We start from the raw sequence: 16,033 nt of genomic DNA, 5'->3' as shown, positions 1-16,033 counted from the left end.
CCGGATAAACCGGCCGCGACTGGGAGGAAACAATGAAAAAGACCGTAATTGCCGGGTTGATGACGTCGGCCAGTTTGATGGCAACCCCCGTATTGGCAGAGAAATCTGTTGTTACCGCGCTGCCCGAGCAGGTCACCGTTTGGGTGGAAAACTATAATCCGTTCAACCAAACCACCGTGTTGCCGACGGTTGAACATTTTATGTATGAGCCGTTGCTCATCTTTAACCGTATGGATGGCGGCAAGCCGGTGTTCCGTCTGGCTAGCGATTTTAGCTATGCTGACGACCTAAAGTCGATCGACGTCACCCTGCGTGATGGCGTAGAATGGTCGGACGGCGAAGTCTTTGACGCCGACGACGTTTTGGCCACTTTTGCGATGGTGATGAAAACCCCGGCAATTGATAATCAGGGCATGGCCAAAGTTCTGGCCAGTGTTGAAAAAATCGACGCCCAAAATGTGCGCTTTCACCTGAACACCGCGTCAAACCAGGCAATGTTCCAGATTGTGCGGGTGCCAATCGTGGCCGAGCATATCTGGTCAAGCGTTGACGATCCGGTCACATTTACCAACCCCAACCCTGTGGGAACTGGTGCGCTGACTACCGTAGAGCGGTTCACGCCACAGGAATATGTCCAGTGCCGGAATGAAAACTACTGGGATGCAGCCAGCCTGAAAGTCGATTGCCTGCGTATGCCGCAGATCGCAAATAACGACCAAGCACTGGCTGCCGCCGCAAATGGTGAGCTGGACTGGATGGGGTCATTCCTGCCAGATATCGAAAACACCTATGTTTCCAAGGATCCTGAGAACCACAAATACTGGCTGCCCGGTGGCTCGCTGGTGGCGTTTTACCTGAACCTGGAAAGCAAAGACGCGGGTAATAAGGAAGCGTTTAATGACGTGAACTTCCGTCGGGCTGTTTCGATGGCCTTTGACCGCGAAGCGATGGTTGAAATTGCAGGGTATGGATATCCAACCATCAACCAGTATCCTTCGGGTTTGGGCGCGTCCTTCCACGCCTGGAACGACGAAGCGACCGAGGATAAGTTTGGCGGATACACCCAGTACAACATGGATGCAGCCAAGGCGCAGTTGGCTGATGCTGGTTTCAAAGACATTGATGGCGACGGCTTTATCGAAACGCCCGGTGGGCAGCCGATCAGCATTGACATCATTGTTCCCAACGGTTGGACCGACTGGGTGAACTCGGTGCAGATTGCTGTTGAAGGCATGAACGCAGCCGGGATCAAAGCCAATGTTGCCACACCCGAAGCTGCGGTTTGGACCGACAAGCTGATCAATGCGGATTACGACGTTGCCATCAACGCAATTTCGGTTGGCGCCACACCGTACAATCAGTTTGAGCGGGGGCTGCACGAACGGAACCAGGGCAAAACCCGGTTTGGTGCTGCGCGGTATTATAACGAGGCACTGAGCGAGAAGCTGGATGCTTTCACCCAAACCGTTGACGCGGAAAAGCAGCAGATGATCATGGGTGAAGTACAGCAGATCCTGGGGGAAGAAATGCCGATCCTGCCGGTATTCAACAATCCGATCTGGTACCAGTACAACACCAAACGGTTCACCGGCTTCTTTAACGCCGACAACCCGGTTGCAAGCCCTGCTGTTCATAAAACCAACCCGGCGCGTGTTCTGCACCTGCTGTCGCTACGTCCGGTAGAATAATCCCAAAGATGGTGCAGGGCGGTCACTTGGCCGCCCTGCGTCTGCAAGCGACGCAATACGACGAACTCACGGTGCTAATCCATGCAATTCCTGCTGAAACGGCTGGCCTTTTATCTGGTTGCCTTCCTGGTCGCTGCGACCTTCAATTTTGTTATCCCGCGAATGTTGCCCGGCAACCCTGCCGATATCATGCTGGCCAACGCCAATGCAGCGATGGGGCCGGCCGCGCGCGAGGCCCTGATGGCGACCTTTGGATTTGTTGATGCGCCGTTGCATGAACAGTATTTTTCCTACCTCAAAAGCATCTTCACCTGGGACTTTGGTGTCTCGGTGAAATTCTTTCCGGTGCCTGTGACCGACATGTTGATGCAGGCGTTGCCCTGGACCTTGTTCCTGACCGGCGCTGCCCTGCTGGTGTCATTTTCGGTTGGGACCTTGCTGGGTATTCTTGCGGCCTGGCGTCGTGGCACCATGATTGATGTTATCGCCTCACCAACAGCCCTTGCATTACAATCGATCCCTTCGGTTGTTGTTGCGCTGTGTGGGCTGTATTTTCTGGGTGTGAGCAATAAGATTTTTCCGACGTCTTATGCCTATGACCCGAAGCTCGATCCGACCTGGAGCGTCGAGTTTATCTCGTCAGTTGCCTATCATGGCTTCTTGCCGGTGCTCACTCTGTCGATGGTGTTGGTAGGCGGCTACCTTGTCACCATGCGCAACAATATGATCGGGCAGTTGGGCGAGGATTACATTTCTATGGGAGAGGCCAAAGGCCTGTCTGATGCCCGGGTTCGCTATACCTATGCGGCCCGCAATGCGCTTCTTCCCTCGGTCACCTCCCTGGCGCTCAGCTTTGGTGCGTTGTTTGGCGGCTCGCTGGTGACCGAGGTGGTGTTTAATTATCCCGGTGTTGGAAACCTGCTGTATCTTGGCATCGTTGGGCGCGACTTCCCGCTGATCCAAGGTCAGCTGCTGATCATGACGCTGGCCATGTTGATCGCGAATTTTGCCGTCGACCTTGCCTATGTTTTCCTTGACCCCCGACTAAAGAGGGCGTGATGAAAAGCTTGCTCAAAACATTTCTGCGGAACCGCAAAGCTGCAATTGGTCTGTCTATTGTACTGATCTATGTGGTCATCGCCATCGCGGCCCCGCTCATCGCTCAGTATGATCCATTGGGTCGGGTAGGGCGGCCGCATCAAGCACCCTCGGCAGATCATTGGTTAGGAACCACCCGTATGGGGCGGGATGTGTTCAGTCAGCTGATCTATGGCACCCGGAATTCGCTAATGGTTGGCCTATTGGCTGGTTTCATTGTCACAGCAATTGGCACCACGATTGGGATCACCGCGGCCTATTTTGGCGGTAAAGTGGATGATGTGCTGAACTTTATGACCAATGTGGTTTTGGTACTGCCGCAATTGCCATTGTTGCTGGTTCTGGCCGCATTCCTAGGTCAGGTGAGCCCGCTAGCGATTGCGTTGATTATTGGCGTTACCTCTTGGGCCTGGGGTGCGCGGGTGACACGGGCGCAGGCATTATCACTGAAAACCCGTGACTATATTCAGGCCTCTGAAATGATTGGCGAACCGGCCTGGCGGATGATCCTCGTCGAGATGCTGCCCAACCTGTTGTCGATTATCGGCTTTAACTTCATCGGCTCGGTGATTTTCACCATTATCACCCAGGCGACACTGGAATTCCTGGGCCTTGGCAGTCCGCTGACGCTGAGTTGGGGTGCGATGCTTTACAACGCGCAAAATGCATCAGCGATCATTGTGGGAGCATGGTGGGAAATTCTGGCCCCATGCGGTGCGATCGTTTTCATCGGCATTGGCCTGTCTTTGATGAATTTCGGTGTGGATGAGATTGCCAATCCAAGGATGCGGTCTTTGGGGCAGGTCGCGAAGGCACTGAAACAGGAGCGTCGGCTTAACCGTCAGCGGATGCAGGAGGCCAAGCAATGAAACAGAACAATACCCCACTGTTGCAGGTCAAAGATTTGAGGGTTGAATATCTGACAGCCGGAGATCCTTTTGCTGCGGTGCAAGATGTGTCGTTTGATATTCACCAGAATGAGGTGCTGGGGCTGGCCGGAGAATCTGGCTGTGGGAAATCCACCATCGCCTACGCCCTGATGCGGCTTCACAAACCACCTGCGTTGATCCGCAGTGGTGACATTCGGTTTGAAGGACGCAGCATTTTGACATTTGACGCGGAAAGGCTTCGAGCCTGGCGTTGGTCCGAGGTGTCGATGGTGTTTCAAAGCGCAATGAACTCTCTGAACCCGGTGATGAGTATTTTGGGTCAGTTTAGTGACATGCTGAAAGCCCATGGCAAGATTAGCCGGGGTGAAATTATTGCTCGCACTGCTGAGATGCTCAATATGGTTGGTATTCCCGCTGAACGGATGCACGCCTATCCACATCAATTGTCGGGTGGGATGCGTCAACGTGTGGCGCTGGCTTTGGCGCTGACCTTGCGTCCCAAGTTGATTGTGATGGATGAGCCCACCACCGCGCTGGATGTGGTGGTGCAGCGCGAAATCTTGCAAGAGGTTTTGCGGCTGCGCGAAGAACTCGGTTTCTCGGTCTTATTCATCACCCATGATCTGGCGCTGATGGCGCAAATTTCGGATCGCATTGGCATTATGAAGGGTGGCGAAATCGTTGAGATCGGCACCACCGAGCAGATAGTGACCAATCCCCAGCATGATTACACGCGCGCGCTTTGGTCAGCGATGCCAGTTCTGGAACAGCCAAAGGAGGCTGGGGCTAATGTTAGATGATCACGTTGATATTCTGCGGTTAGAGAAAATCACCAAGACGTTTCACATCAAACCTGTGTTTGGTTCGGCCAAAACGGTCGAGGCGCTGCGAAATGTAAACCTATCCCTAAAACCCGGTAAAGCACTGGCACTGGTTGGGGAAAGTGGATCGGGAAAATCCACTGTCGGGCGTATGATCGTGCAACATTATGAAGCAACAAGTGGCCGGATCTTATTTGAAGGTTCGGATATTGCTGACATAGCCGATCGCGCGTCACAGATGAGGTACCGCCAAGCTGTACAAATGGTGTTTCAGGATCCGTTTTCGTCGCTCAATCCGGCCCATACCATTCGACATCACTTGCAACGCGCTCTTCGTCTCCATCAGCCGGATCATGCAGGTGAGGCCGATGTGTGCCGAATTCTTGATGAGGTGGAACTAGACCCAAATACAACACCGGATAAATACCCACACGAATTGTCGGGGGGGCAACGCCAGCGGGTGAATTTTGCCCGTGCTCTGGCGGTGAATGCCCGTTTGATTGTGGCGGATGAACCGACCTCGATGCTGGACGTATCGATCCGTAAGTCAGTGTTGGCATTGATGCAGCGGCTAAAGGCCGAACGTGGATTGTCGATCCTGTATATCACCCACGACATTGCAACAGCGGAATATCTGGCCGAGGACACTGCTGTGATGTTCCGGGGGCAGGTGGTCGAACAAGGTCCAACCAGCGACGTCGTTGGGGCGCCGAAGCATAGCTATACGCAGTTGCTGCGCGCGGCAGTACCGGATCCGCGACAAAGGCTGTTGGCGGGTGACAGTGGGTTTTCCAGTCACGCCAAAGACGTGCGTGAGGCCAGTGCGCATCTGGTCACCGGAATGATCGAACAGGCCCCCGGCCATTTCACCGCACAGCAATAAATCAGGACTATTCTCGATGCCCGATCTCCTCGTGCCGCTCTATAATCTGCCAGACTTGGCCCCGTTACCTGATGGTGTCAGCATTCGGCCCGCGCGCCCATATGAAAACCATGCGGTGGAGGGGTTTGTCTGCGAGCACTTTTTCGACAAATGGGTCAGCGAAGTCACCGTCGCCCTGTCCGCCCAGCCCGCCAAGGTGCTGATTGCCGAAGAAGCTGGCCGCTGTCTGGGGTTTGCTTGCTACGACGTCACAGCGCGGGGTTTTTTTGGGCCGACAGGTGTCGCCCCTAAGGAACGGGGACGCGGCATCGGCAAACATTTGTTGATGCATACGTTGCATCAGCTGCGCCACGCTGGGTTTGCCTATGGAATTATTGGACAGGCCGGGCCTGTAGATTTCTATAAAGCGGCCTGTGGCGCCATCATCATTCCGGACTCGGAGCCGGGCTTTTTTGGCGGTTCGATCGCCTGATTTCAGCCATTCAAATTCAATAAGGAATACACGCATGCACGCGTTTCATTTTGACACCCTTTGGCATCACAGCGGCGCGATGGAGATGGTTGTGACCAACCTCAGCGACGATACAGTTGTCGCGCCAAGTCTCTATTACGGGTCAATTACTCGCACTTTGATGCCGTCAAAGGCTGAGGGCGGCCGTTTTGTCCGACGTCAGGCCAATTATCACGAATACGCTGCAGACGAGACGATGGCGCTGGCCTCGGGTGCGCAGTGGCATGTCACAGAGCACAGTCTGACCCGCGCTGCTGTGCACTCTAATGAAGGTCCGAAGTCAGGTGCGATCCTTCTGTCTTCGGGTGAAACGGGCAAGACATTTGTAACGGATTTGCAGGCCGCCGCTCCCCAAAGGAATGAGGCGTCAGAGGCCAGCGATTTGCGTTGTGGTGTCTTGCCGCAAGCCCAGAATATTTCGGTTGAAAACTACCATGCGCAGACCCCGCCACATCTATTGGTTCGGGGCGATCTAAACCTGCAACGAGAAGCGTCCAAGGTCAGCGCATTGACCCGCCGGTTGCACCCACTGGTACCGGTTCCATTTGTGCTGGCCGCGCCTCAGGGCACAATAGAGGTCAGTGCCAAGTCGAGCGAGCTGCCGGATGATAGCTATGCGATCAGGTTTGCAGGGGGCGCGATAGAAATTTCACATGGAGCAGGGCAGGGGCTATTTTATGCTTTGGTCAGTCTGGCGCAAATGATGACCTATGCGCAACTGGACCCCAAGACTTATGCACTGCCCCGTGAAGGTGAGATCAGCGATGCGCCACGTCATGGCTGGCGCGGTGCACATCTTGATGTGTCGCGGCAGTTCTACAAGCTGGGTAAGGTTCTTCGTTACGTCGACATCATGGCCTGGCATAAGATGAACCGGTTCCATTGGCATCTAACAGATGACGAAGGTTGGCGGTTAGAGATCAAGGCCTATCCAAAATTGACCGAACAGGCATCAGCTACTGGCATGATGGAGTCGATCCTGCCTCAGCTTGGTGCAGATGCCGCAGGTCAGAGAGGGTTTTATACTCAGGACGATGCACGCCACGTCATTGATCAGGCGGGAGAATTGGGTATCGAAGTGATGCCTGAAATTGATTTGCCCGGACATTGCGCATGCGTTGTTGGGGCCTATCCGGAATTGCTGGATACAGAAGAAGAATTAGAGAGTTATCATTCGGTCCAAGGATTCGGGAACAACGCTTTAAACCCGGCGATGGACCTATCCTATACGTTCTCGGAAAAAGTGCTGGGCGAGGTTTGCGACCTGTTTCCATTTGATGTGGTTCACGTCGGCGGTGACGAGGTGGCGGATGATGCCTGGATGAAATCGCCCAAAGCCGAAGCCATGATGAAAGAAACCAAGCTAAAGGGAACTTTTGAATTGCAGGCCCATTTCCTGCGTCATTTGCAACAATTCCTTGCATCGCGCGGTAAGTCGATTGGTGGTTGGGAAGAAATGGCCCATGGCGGCGGGGTGAAGACGGAAAACTGCTTGTTGTTTGCATGGACAACCGTAGAGAAAACCGCTGAGCTGGCGGAGGCCGGGTATGACGTGATTTCAACACCCGGACAGGCTTATTATCTGGATATGGCACAATCATCTGATTGGTGTGAGCCGGGCGCGAGCTGGGCCGGGGTTACGCCGGTTACGCAAACCTATTCATTCGAAGCCCAAAATGACTCACCTGCATTGGCCAAGCATCTGAAGGGCGTTCAGGGCTGTGTCTGGTCCGAGCATCTAACCACCATGGAGCGAGTTAACCATATGGTTTTTCCACGTCTCAGTGCAATTGCCGAGGCCGGTTGGACGGATGCGGAAGGTAAAGATTTTGGCCGGTTTGAAACTATCGCGAGGCTAATGCCCCGGCTTTGACGTGAAGGGCGCGGCGGGTGGCCGAGAGTGTTTGCATCGATCTGACGGCCACTTAATGGAGTCCGGAATTACCGCTCTTTTGGGGCGCAGAGTGTTGAAATAAAGTAGAAAAACAGCTCGAAGATCTGAACAGTGATTTGCCACCCTTCACGAAAAACGCGGTTCAGATATCGCCGCAAAAATGCCTGGCTGGGCGTTATAATTCTAGGGAGTTGACATTTTGTTGTCCCTTTCTATTCTGAATGAAAATATCGGCTAAGTCGCCGGTCGGCATTCGAGCCCTGCATCTATCCGCCCCCGGCGGAGACCTGATGCAGGGCTTTTTTCGTTTCAGGGGGGTGAAATGAAACGTCCAATTGAAATCGGGCTACTGTACTCAAAGGAAGGCAGCTATGCTCCGTTGGCGCAGGCCTGTCGCCGGGGTGCACTGCAAGCGATTGAGGATATCAATGTCGATTCCGAATTTGATATTGAACTGATCCCAGTAGAACGGGATCCAAAATGTAACATCGACCTTTATGAACCGCTGTGCACTGAGATCCTGCGTGAAACGTCCGCGCGTCACATAGTTGGATGCGTCATATCCTGGAGCCGCAAGGAAGTTATTCCAGGGCTGGAGCGCGCTGGTGGGACGCTCTGGTATACACTGCCCTACGAAGGCTTCGAAGCGTCTGACCATGTGGTGTATACGCACGCCTGCCCCAACCAACACCTGCTGCCATTGCTGAGCTGGGCGTTCCCGCGGTTTGGGCGGCGCTGCTATCTGACCGGTTCGAATTACATCTGGGGATGGGAGATGAACCGGGCGGCCCGCGCTGTGATCACTGACAACGGGGGCGAAGTTCTTGGCGAGCGGTATCTGCCCATCGGTGATACTGACATTGATCGGATGATTGCTGAAATCAAAGCCACTCGGCCCAGTTTTGTCCTTAACTCACTGATTGGCGAATCTTCCTATGCCTTTTTGCGCGCCTATGCGGCGATGGGGCAGGAAGATCCTTATTTCACATCCAAGACCTGCCCGGTTTTATCCTGCAACCTGACCGAATGTGAGATCGATAGTATCGGTAGTGCCGCTGAAGGCCTGATTTCGGTGGGTCCCTATTTTGTTGGTTGGGAAAGCTGGCCGCTTGGCACAAGACATGATTTTGCCTCATCGTTTGAGGCGTCGTCTTACAGTGCTGTGCGTACGCTGGCCACGTTGTTGAACGGCAAGCCTGGGGCAGAAAATGAAACGCTGGCGGATTTGCTGCATCATTCTAATGCTGCTCAGACGCTGATCGACCCGGAAACACATCATACCACTCTGCCTGTGCTGATCGCGCAGATTCAGGACGGGGTCTTTCAGGTTTTGCAAAGCTGGGAAGGTATTCCTGCCGATCCCTATATGACTCATCCTGACCGCCATCCGCAGGATGTGCAGCCAAAGCTGTCGGTTATCAAATGAGACCGCCGCTACATATCCCAGATTTGAGCGCTGCACATGCGGTGATCCTGCATCGCCCACATACGCTAGTCCAGGCCATCATCCGGCAGTTGACGGCTATTGGCCTGAATGTTTCTGCCTCTTGGCCTGAACTCGGCCCCGAAGTTCTGGGTGCAGATTTTGTATTTTTTGACGTGGACATGGGGTATGACGAGCAATTCCCTTGGGCGGCTTGCAATGCGCCTATGCCGCTGATCGCGCTGATTGGGTCCGAGGCACCTGGGCGGATTGAATGGGCAATTGCCCAAGGGTCAGATGCGCAATTGCTAAAGCCTGTCGGTGACAGCGGTGTTTACAGTGCTTTGCTGATCGCGCGGCAATCTTTTGAGGCGCGCCAGAGGCTGCAGGCCGAAATATCAGATTTGCGAACGCGGCTGTCAGAACGCCAGACCGTGGTGCAGGCGGTAACACTGCTTGCAGCCAGCGGCAAATGCGACGCCGATGCCTATGGCCATCTGCGCCAGCTGGCGATGTCCCGACGTGAAACCATAGAACAGGCAGCACAGCGCGTTGTGGCGCGGCTTGCCAGCGAAAGGGGATCTAATGTCTATCGTGACAACTCCTGATCCGGCCAATTCCGACACTGCCAGACCTGAACGACAAAGTGCCCTTGCGCGGCTTCTTCAACGCAGGCTTGCGGTTTTCGGATTTGCACTGATCCTGCTGACGGTTCTCGGCGCAGTCTTTGCCCCCTGGCTGACACCCTATTCGCCGTATGATCAAATGTTTGATGGCTTGACCATCGAAGGAGCACCGATGCCACCCAGCAGTACGTTTCTGTTGGGCACGGATCTGCTGGGGCGTGATCTTCTGACCCGCATTCTTTATGGCGCGCGCACCTCGCTGATCATCGGTGTTGCAGCCAACGGCATGGCGCTGATCATCGGCACGCTGATTGGAGTGACCGCTGGATACTTCCGTGGCTGGGTTGGCGGGATGTTGATGCGGATGACAGACCTGATGATGGCGTTTCCTGCACTGTTGCTGGCAATTTGTCTGGCAGCGATTTTCCAACCATCGCTTTGGATTGTAGCAATGGTGATTGCCACGGTGAACTGGGTGCAGACCGCTCGGGTTTTATACTCCGAGACATCTTCGCTGGCGGAGCGCGAATTTATTGCCGCCGAGCGGACGCTGGGGGCGGGGCATATGCGTATTCTTTTCAAGCATATCCTGCCGCATTTGGTGCCAACCATAATTGTTTGGGGCACGCTGGGTATTTCCACCACTGTTCTGCTGGAAGCAACGCTGAGTTTCCTCGGGGTTGGTGTACAGCCACCTGTCGCCAGCTGGGGTAATATTATCTTTGAAAATCAGACCTATTTCCAGGCTGCGCCTTGGCTCGTGTTCTTTCCAAGTCTTGCAATCGTGGTTTTGGCGCTGGCATTCAATCTTGTTGGTGACGCGCTGCGCGATGTGCTCGACCCAACCCAGCGGGGACGCAACTGATGTTCAGCTTTCTAATCCGCCGTCTGCTGCAATCGCTGCTGATCCTGCTCGGGGTCTCCATGATCACATTTGTGTTGCTCTATTGGCTGCCAGCCGATCCGGTGCGTCAGATTGCCGGTCGTTCGGCCACGGCGCAGACAGTGCAGAACATCCGCGAGCAGCTGGGCCTGGATCAGCCACTGCTGGTGCAATACTGGCGTTATCTTGGCAACTTGCTTCAGGGTGATCTGGGCCGATCTTATCTGCAGCGCACCGAAGTCAGCACGCTAATCATGTCACGCCTTCCTGCAAGCTTGCTGTTGATGGCAGGCGCCATTTTCGCAGAGCTGCTGATTGGGTTGTCGATGGGTGTGGTTGCGGCTTTGCGACGCGGAAGCCGCACTGATCAGGTATTGATGATTGTGTCCTTTGTTGGGGTTTCGGCCCCGCAATTTGTGGTTGGCCTGCTGCTGCTTTATGTTTTTGCAGTGCAGCTGCACTGGTTCCCAATTGGTGGCTACGGCACATTCTCACATCTGGTATTGCCGGCCCTGACCATGGGGATACTTGGCTCGGGCTGGTACAGCCGGATGATGCGTTCCTCGATGGTCGATGTGCTGCGGCAGGATTTTGTGCGCACGGCGCGCGCTAAAGGACTGACGCGGCGGCGGATCATCCTGCGCCATGCGCTGCCCAACGCCATCCTGCCCGTAATTGCGATGATTGGCATTGATGTCGGCATTTTCATGGGCGGCATCGTGGTGGTCGAGAGCGTGTTTGGCTGGCCGGGCATCGGTCAGCTTGCCTGGCAGGCAATTCAGCGGGTGGACATCCCCATTATCATGGGTGTCACGCTGGTATCAGCCACCGCCATTGTCATTGGAAATCTCGTTGCGGACGTCATCAGCTTGATGGTCGATCCGCGCATAAAAATCCGTTGAAAACCAAAAAAATCAACCAAAGGGAGAGATAAATGAAACACTTATTGGCCACAAGCGCACTGGCATTGAGCCTTGCACTGCCGCTGGCGGCAGAAGCCAGCACACTGGATCCAAATGCCACGGCGGGCGGCGGCATTATTGTGACATATAAAGATGATGTTGCCACGCTTGACCCAGCAATCGGCTATGACTGGCAGAACTGGTCGATGATCAAATCAATTTTTGACGGCCTGATGGATTATGCTCCCGGGACCACCGATTTGGTGCCAGGTCTTGCCGAAAGTTACACAATTTCCGACGATGGCCAGGTCTTTACCTTTACCCTGCGACCAGGTGTTAAATTTCACAACGGCCGTGAAATGACCGCCGAAGACGTGGTTTATTCACTAAACCGGGTCACCAACCCGGCGACCCAAAGCCCCGGCGCTGGGTTCTTTGGCTCGATTAAAGGCTATGACGCTGTGGCGGATGGGTCCGCCAGCAGCCTCGAAGGGGTTCACTCGGATGGGCCATTGAGCGTTACCATTGAGTTGTCGCGGCCTGATGCCACATTTCTGCATGTTTTGGCGTTGAACTTCGCATCGGTGGTGCCAGAAGAAGCCGTCGCTGCAGCGGGCGACGATTTTGGCAAGCACCCAGTGGGCACCGGCGCGTTTAGTTTGGGGGAGTGGACCATTGGTCAGCGGTTGGTGTTTGAGAAAAACGCTGAATACTGGCGCTCAGGTCTACCTTACCTGGACAGCATAACCTTTGAGGTCGGGCAAGAGCCGATTGTTGCACTGTTGCGTTTGCAAAACGGTGAAGTTGATATTCCTGGAGATGGCATTCCGCCGGCCAAATTCCGCGAGGTTATGGACGACCCGGCTCAGGCCGCACGGGTTGTTGAGGGCGGACAATTGCACACCGGTTACATCACCTTGAATACGCAAATGGCGCCGTTTGATAATGTCAAAGTGCGTCAAGCCGTGAACATGGCCATCAACAAAGATCGAATTATTCAAGTGATCAATGGTCGCGCGGTGTCTGCTACGCAACCCCTGCCACCTTCGATGCCGGGATACACTGACAACTATGCTGGCTACGCTTTTGACGCAGATGCGGCAAAGTCACTGTTGGCCGAAGCCGGGTTTGCCGACGGGTTTGAGACCGAACTCTATGTGATGAATACCGACCCTAACCCTCGCATTGCGCAGGCGATCCAGCAGGATTTGTCCGGGATCGGTGTCAGTGTTTCGATCAAATCTCTGGCCCAGGCCAGTGTGATTGCAGCAGGTGGTGAATCTGATCAGGCGCCAATGATCTGGTCCGGCGGCATGGCATGGATTGCCGATTTCCCGGATGCATCAAATTTTTACGGGCCAATTCTGGGCTGTTCGGGTGCGGTGCAGGGCGGCTGGAACTGGTCGTGGTATTGCAATGAAGAACTCGACGCGATGGCAACCAAAGCAGACTCGGTGACCGATCCGGCCAAAGCTGATGAGCGGCTGCAAATGTGGAGCGATGTTTATATGGCCGTCATGGAAGATGCGCCTTGGGTGCCGGTCTTTAACGAGCAGCGATACACAATGAAATCGGAACGCATGGGTGGCGCGGATGCGCTCTATGTCGATCCGGTGTCGATTCCCGTTAACTATGACTATGTGTATGTAAACGATGTGCAATAATTGCTCTTATACCATCCATAACCATCAGCACCATTTCGGCTGGGACAATTCAATTGTCCCGGTCGAGACGGTCACGCCCGGCACCACAATTGAATTCCACTGTGTAGATTCATCCGCCGGGCAGCTGACGGCTGACAGCACCGTTGCCGATGTGGGCACGCTCGATTTTGACAAAATCAATCCGGTGAACGGACCGATCTATGTCGAAGGAGCAATGCCCGGTGACGCGCTGAAAATCACAATTGAAAGCTTTAAGCCTTCGGGCTTTGGCTGGACTGCCAATATTCCCGGATTTGGCCTGCTGGCAGATCAGTTCCCTGATCCGGCGCTGACGATCTGGAAATATGATCCGGACACCCTGGAACCGGCGCTGTTTGGCAAAGAGGGTCGCGTGCCGTTGAAGCCTTTTGCCGGGACGATCGGCAATGCATTGGGCGAAGACGGATTGCATTCCATCGTGCCGCCGCGCCGTGTTGGTGGCAATATGGATATTCGCGATTTATCGGCTGGCACCACGCTTTACCTGCCGGTTGAAGTGGCGGGCGCGCTGTTTTCGGTGGGGGATACCCATGCGGCACAGGGCGATGGAGAAGTCTGTGGCACGGCGATTGAGTCGCCAATGGACACGGTGATGACGATTGATCTGGTAAAAAATGCCAATCTGAAATCGCCACGTTTCACGACGCCGGGACCGGTCACACGACACCTTGATTCCAAGGGGTATGAGGTGACCACTGGCATCGGGCCTGACCTGATGACAGCGTCGCGCGACGCTGTCTCTGGGATGATTGACTTTTTGTCGGCCACACGCGGCCTAGCCGCAGAAGATGCCTATATGCTGATCTCTACCTGTGGTGATCTGCGGATTTCCGAGATTGTAGACATGCCTAACTGTTTGGTTTCCTTTTATTTTCCAAGGTGTGTATTTGAATGATTGGAACAGCCGAAAAACCATCCGGGGCGTATGCCCCGGATGCAGCCCCTGTGTTGCAGGTCTCGAACTTAACGGTTTCGGTAAACACTGAGGCCGGCCTGAAATCTTTGATCAGAAATATCAGTTTCTCCCTTAATCCCGGAGAAACGCTGGCCATTGCCGGAGAGAGCGGATCGGGAAAATCAATCACCTCGCTTGCAATTATGGGGCTATTGCCACCACCTGTCGTGCGGGTGACCGAAGGGCAAATCTGTCTGAATGAGACTGATTTGCTTACCTTGCCTGAAACCAGAATGCGCGACATTCGGGGCAATCGGATAGCAATGATTTTTCAAGAGCCGATGACCTCGCTCAACCCGGTGATGACGATTGGTGCGCAGCTTTCTGAGGCGATCATGGCGCATGATCCGATTGGACGCAGAGAGGCGCATACACGGTCGCTTGAGGCGCTGACAGCCGTGCGTATGTCACAGCCAGAAAAACGCATGAGCCAATTTCCACATGAACTTTCCGGCGGTATGCGTCAGCGGGTGATGATTGCAATGGCTCTGGCGTTGCGCCCGGATGTTCTTATTGCGGACGAACCGACGACGGCGCTTGATGTGACGGTGCAACGCGAGGTGCTAGAACTGTTGCGCGATCTTCAGCGTGACCTCGGAACTGCGATGATTCTGATCACCCATGATATGGGGGTAGTCGCTGAAATGGCGGATCGGGTGATTGTGATGCAATCTGGTCAAATGGTTGAAGAAGGCAACGTGAAGCAACTATTTCATGCGCCGAAAGAGGACTATACAAAAGCACTGTTGGCCTCCGTGCCACGTATGGGCGATGGTTCAGGTGCCCAAGAGGGCGGGAAAGCCGGTGCGTCTATTGCGGAAATTCGCAATTTGAAAGTACGGTTTGACGTTCGGGGCGGCATTTTTGGCCGGGTCACACACCGGGTACATGCTGTTGAAAACGTTAACTTTGATATCCATGCGGGTGAAACATTTGCACTGGTCGGCGAAAGCGGCTGTGGCAAATCGACTATCGCCAAGGCCTTGGCGGGGTTGTTGCCCTATACAGGCCAGATCCGCATCGCTGGATCGGAAATCCATAGTCTCACGCGGGCCGAAGCCAAAGCCATCCGGCGCGACGTTCAGATGATTTTCCAGGATCCGATGGCCTCGCTTGATCCGCGGATGCGGGTGGGAGATTTGGTTGCCGAACCACTGGTGATACATAAGATTGGCACCGCCGCTGAGCGATCCGAACGTGTCGCAATGCTCTTTGATCGTGTTGGTTTGTCTGCTGCGCAAATGGAGCGCTATCCACATGAATTTTCAGGCGGGCAAAGACAACGTATCTGCATTGCACGCGCATTGGCGCTGCAACCAAAACTGATCATCGCGGATGAAAGCGTGTCCGCATTAGATGTGTCAGTTCAAGCGAAGGTGCTTGAACTAATGCGGGAACTTACCGAAGAGATGGGCGTGGCCTATCTATTCATTTCGCATGATATGGCTGTGGTTGAAAATATTTCGGACCGCGTTGCGGTGATGTATCTTGGGCAGATCGTCGAAATGGGCTGTCGTGCTCAGGTGTTTGGCAATCCTCAGCATGCCTATACTCGACGCTTGATTGAGGCGGTTCCAGTTCCAGACCCAACCTATGAGCGCCCTGCGGGGCTTCGGCTGGCGGGTGACATTCCCAGCCCGATGCGACGGCTTGAGGATACTCCCAAGTTGGCGAAATTGGTGGATATAGGCGAAGGCCATCTGGTGGCCATGCCGGATTAGCGGCCCTATTTCCCTATCTGTACAAGGATAGTTTG

14 protein-coding genes are annotated in these 16,033 nt (G+C 54.4%); all 14 read left to right on the top strand.

The window, feature by feature from the left end; translation table 11 throughout:
- The first annotated feature begins 32 nt into the window (after positions 1-32).
- Positions 33-1,688 (top strand): ABC transporter substrate-binding protein, encoded by a 1,656-nt coding sequence (locus tag GO984_RS19325; protein WP_157024224.1) that lies wholly within the window; start codon positions 33-35, stop codon positions 1,686-1,688.
- A gap of 81 nt (positions 1,689-1,769) precedes the next feature.
- Positions 1,770-2,747: an ABC transporter permease gene (locus GO984_RS19320; protein WP_157024223.1), complete on the top strand. Its 978-nt coding sequence runs from the start codon at positions 1,770-1,772 to the stop codon at positions 2,745-2,747.
- Complete coding sequence (locus tag GO984_RS19315; protein WP_157024222.1) at positions 2,747-3,655, top strand: ABC transporter permease; 909 nt, start codon at positions 2,747-2,749, stop codon at positions 3,653-3,655. The genes GO984_RS19320 and GO984_RS19315 overlap by 1 nt, the downstream gene beginning before the upstream one ends.
- On the top strand, positions 3,652-4,476 hold the full coding sequence (locus GO984_RS19310) for an ABC transporter ATP-binding protein (RefSeq protein WP_157024221.1): 825 nt from the start codon (positions 3,652-3,654) through the stop codon (positions 4,474-4,476). Before GO984_RS19315 ends, GO984_RS19310 begins: the two co-directional genes overlap by 4 nt.
- The gene (locus GO984_RS19305) at positions 4,466-5,380 is read left to right on the top strand and encodes an ABC transporter ATP-binding protein (protein WP_157024220.1); all 915 of its coding nucleotides are present in this window, start codon (positions 4,466-4,468) and stop codon (positions 5,378-5,380) included. Before GO984_RS19310 ends, GO984_RS19305 begins: the two co-directional genes overlap by 11 nt.
- A 16-nt stretch (positions 5,381-5,396) precedes the next feature.
- A complete protein-coding gene (locus GO984_RS19300; protein ID WP_157024219.1) occupies positions 5,397-5,852 on the top strand; it encodes a GNAT family N-acetyltransferase in 456 nt (151 codons plus the stop codon).
- A gap of 34 nt (positions 5,853-5,886) precedes the next feature.
- Entirely contained in the window at positions 5,887-7,764 is a 1,878-nt protein-coding gene (locus GO984_RS19295) for a beta-N-acetylhexosaminidase (RefSeq protein WP_157024218.1), read from the top strand.
- 343 nt (positions 7,765-8,107) lie between these two features.
- A complete protein-coding gene (locus GO984_RS19290; RefSeq protein ID WP_157024217.1) occupies positions 8,108-9,211 on the top strand; it encodes a transporter substrate-binding protein in 1,104 nt (367 codons plus the stop codon).
- A complete protein-coding gene (locus tag GO984_RS19285) occupies positions 9,208-9,816 on the top strand; it encodes an ANTAR domain-containing response regulator (protein WP_157024216.1) in 609 nt (202 codons plus the stop codon). The genes GO984_RS19290 and GO984_RS19285 overlap by 4 nt, the downstream gene beginning before the upstream one ends.
- Positions 9,794-10,699, top strand: a complete 906-nt coding sequence (locus tag GO984_RS19280; protein WP_157024215.1) for an ABC transporter permease — start codon at positions 9,794-9,796, stop codon at positions 10,697-10,699. Before GO984_RS19285 ends, GO984_RS19280 begins: the two co-directional genes overlap by 23 nt.
- On the top strand, positions 10,699-11,619 hold the full coding sequence (locus GO984_RS19275) for an ABC transporter permease (RefSeq protein WP_157024214.1): 921 nt from the start codon (positions 10,699-10,701) through the stop codon (positions 11,617-11,619). The genes GO984_RS19280 and GO984_RS19275 overlap by 1 nt, the downstream gene beginning before the upstream one ends.
- Positions 11,620-11,651: 32 nt before the next feature.
- On the top strand, positions 11,652-13,283 hold the full coding sequence (locus GO984_RS19270; RefSeq protein WP_157024213.1) for an ABC transporter substrate-binding protein: 1,632 nt from the start codon (positions 11,652-11,654) through the stop codon (positions 13,281-13,283).
- Positions 13,273-14,217, top strand: coding sequence for an acetamidase/formamidase family protein (locus GO984_RS19265; RefSeq protein ID WP_157024212.1), 945 nt, complete (start codon positions 13,273-13,275; stop codon positions 14,215-14,217). The genes GO984_RS19270 and GO984_RS19265 overlap by 11 nt, the downstream gene beginning before the upstream one ends.
- Positions 14,214-15,998: an ABC transporter ATP-binding protein gene (locus GO984_RS19260; RefSeq protein ID WP_157024211.1), complete on the top strand. Its 1,785-nt coding sequence runs from the start codon at positions 14,214-14,216 to the stop codon at positions 15,996-15,998. Before GO984_RS19265 ends, GO984_RS19260 begins: the two co-directional genes overlap by 4 nt.
- Positions 15,999-16,033: the final 35 nt, after the last annotated feature.

The organism is Parasedimentitalea huanghaiensis (assembly GCF_009753675.1).
Taxonomy (GTDB): Bacteria; Pseudomonadota; Alphaproteobacteria; order Rhodobacterales; family Rhodobacteraceae; genus Parasedimentitalea; species Parasedimentitalea huanghaiensis.
Note: the sequence above shows the minus strand (reverse complement) of the source record. Positions and strands in the feature narration are given on the sequence as shown.

Bases quoted from the DNA above. Each gene is read 5' to 3' on its own strand.
- GO984_RS19285 (WP_157024216.1), top strand. From the start codon at position 9,208: ATGAGACCGCCGCTACATATCCCAGATTTGAGCGCTGCACATGCGGTG.
- GO984_RS19290 (WP_157024217.1), top strand. From the start codon at position 8,108: ATGAAACGTCCAATTGAAATCGGGCTACTGTACTCAAAGGAAGGCAGC.
- GO984_RS19265 (WP_157024212.1), top strand. From the start codon at position 13,273: ATGTGCAATAATTGCTCTTATACCATCCATAACCATCAGCACCATTTC.
- GO984_RS19325 (WP_157024224.1), top strand. From the start codon at position 33: ATGAAAAAGACCGTAATTGCCGGGTTGATGACGTCGGCCAGTTTGATG.
- GO984_RS19310 (WP_157024221.1), top strand. From the start codon at position 3,652: ATGAAACAGAACAATACCCCACTGTTGCAGGTCAAAGATTTGAGGGTT.
- GO984_RS19275 (WP_157024214.1), top strand. From the start codon at position 10,699: ATGTTCAGCTTTCTAATCCGCCGTCTGCTGCAATCGCTGCTGATCCTG.
- GO984_RS19260 (WP_157024211.1), top strand. From the start codon at position 14,214: ATGATTGGAACAGCCGAAAAACCATCCGGGGCGTATGCCCCGGATGCA.
- GO984_RS19320 (WP_157024223.1), top strand. From the start codon at position 1,770: ATGCAATTCCTGCTGAAACGGCTGGCCTTTTATCTGGTTGCCTTCCTG.
- GO984_RS19315 (WP_157024222.1), top strand. From the start codon at position 2,747: ATGAAAAGCTTGCTCAAAACATTTCTGCGGAACCGCAAAGCTGCAATT.
- GO984_RS19295 (WP_157024218.1), top strand. From the start codon at position 5,887: ATGCACGCGTTTCATTTTGACACCCTTTGGCATCACAGCGGCGCGATG.
- GO984_RS19270 (WP_157024213.1), top strand. From the start codon at position 11,652: ATGAAACACTTATTGGCCACAAGCGCACTGGCATTGAGCCTTGCACTG.
- GO984_RS19305 (WP_157024220.1), top strand. From the start codon at position 4,466: ATGTTAGATGATCACGTTGATATTCTGCGGTTAGAGAAAATCACCAAG.
- GO984_RS19300 (WP_157024219.1), top strand. From the start codon at position 5,397: ATGCCCGATCTCCTCGTGCCGCTCTATAATCTGCCAGACTTGGCCCCG.
- GO984_RS19280 (WP_157024215.1), top strand. From the start codon at position 9,794: ATGTCTATCGTGACAACTCCTGATCCGGCCAATTCCGACACTGCCAGA.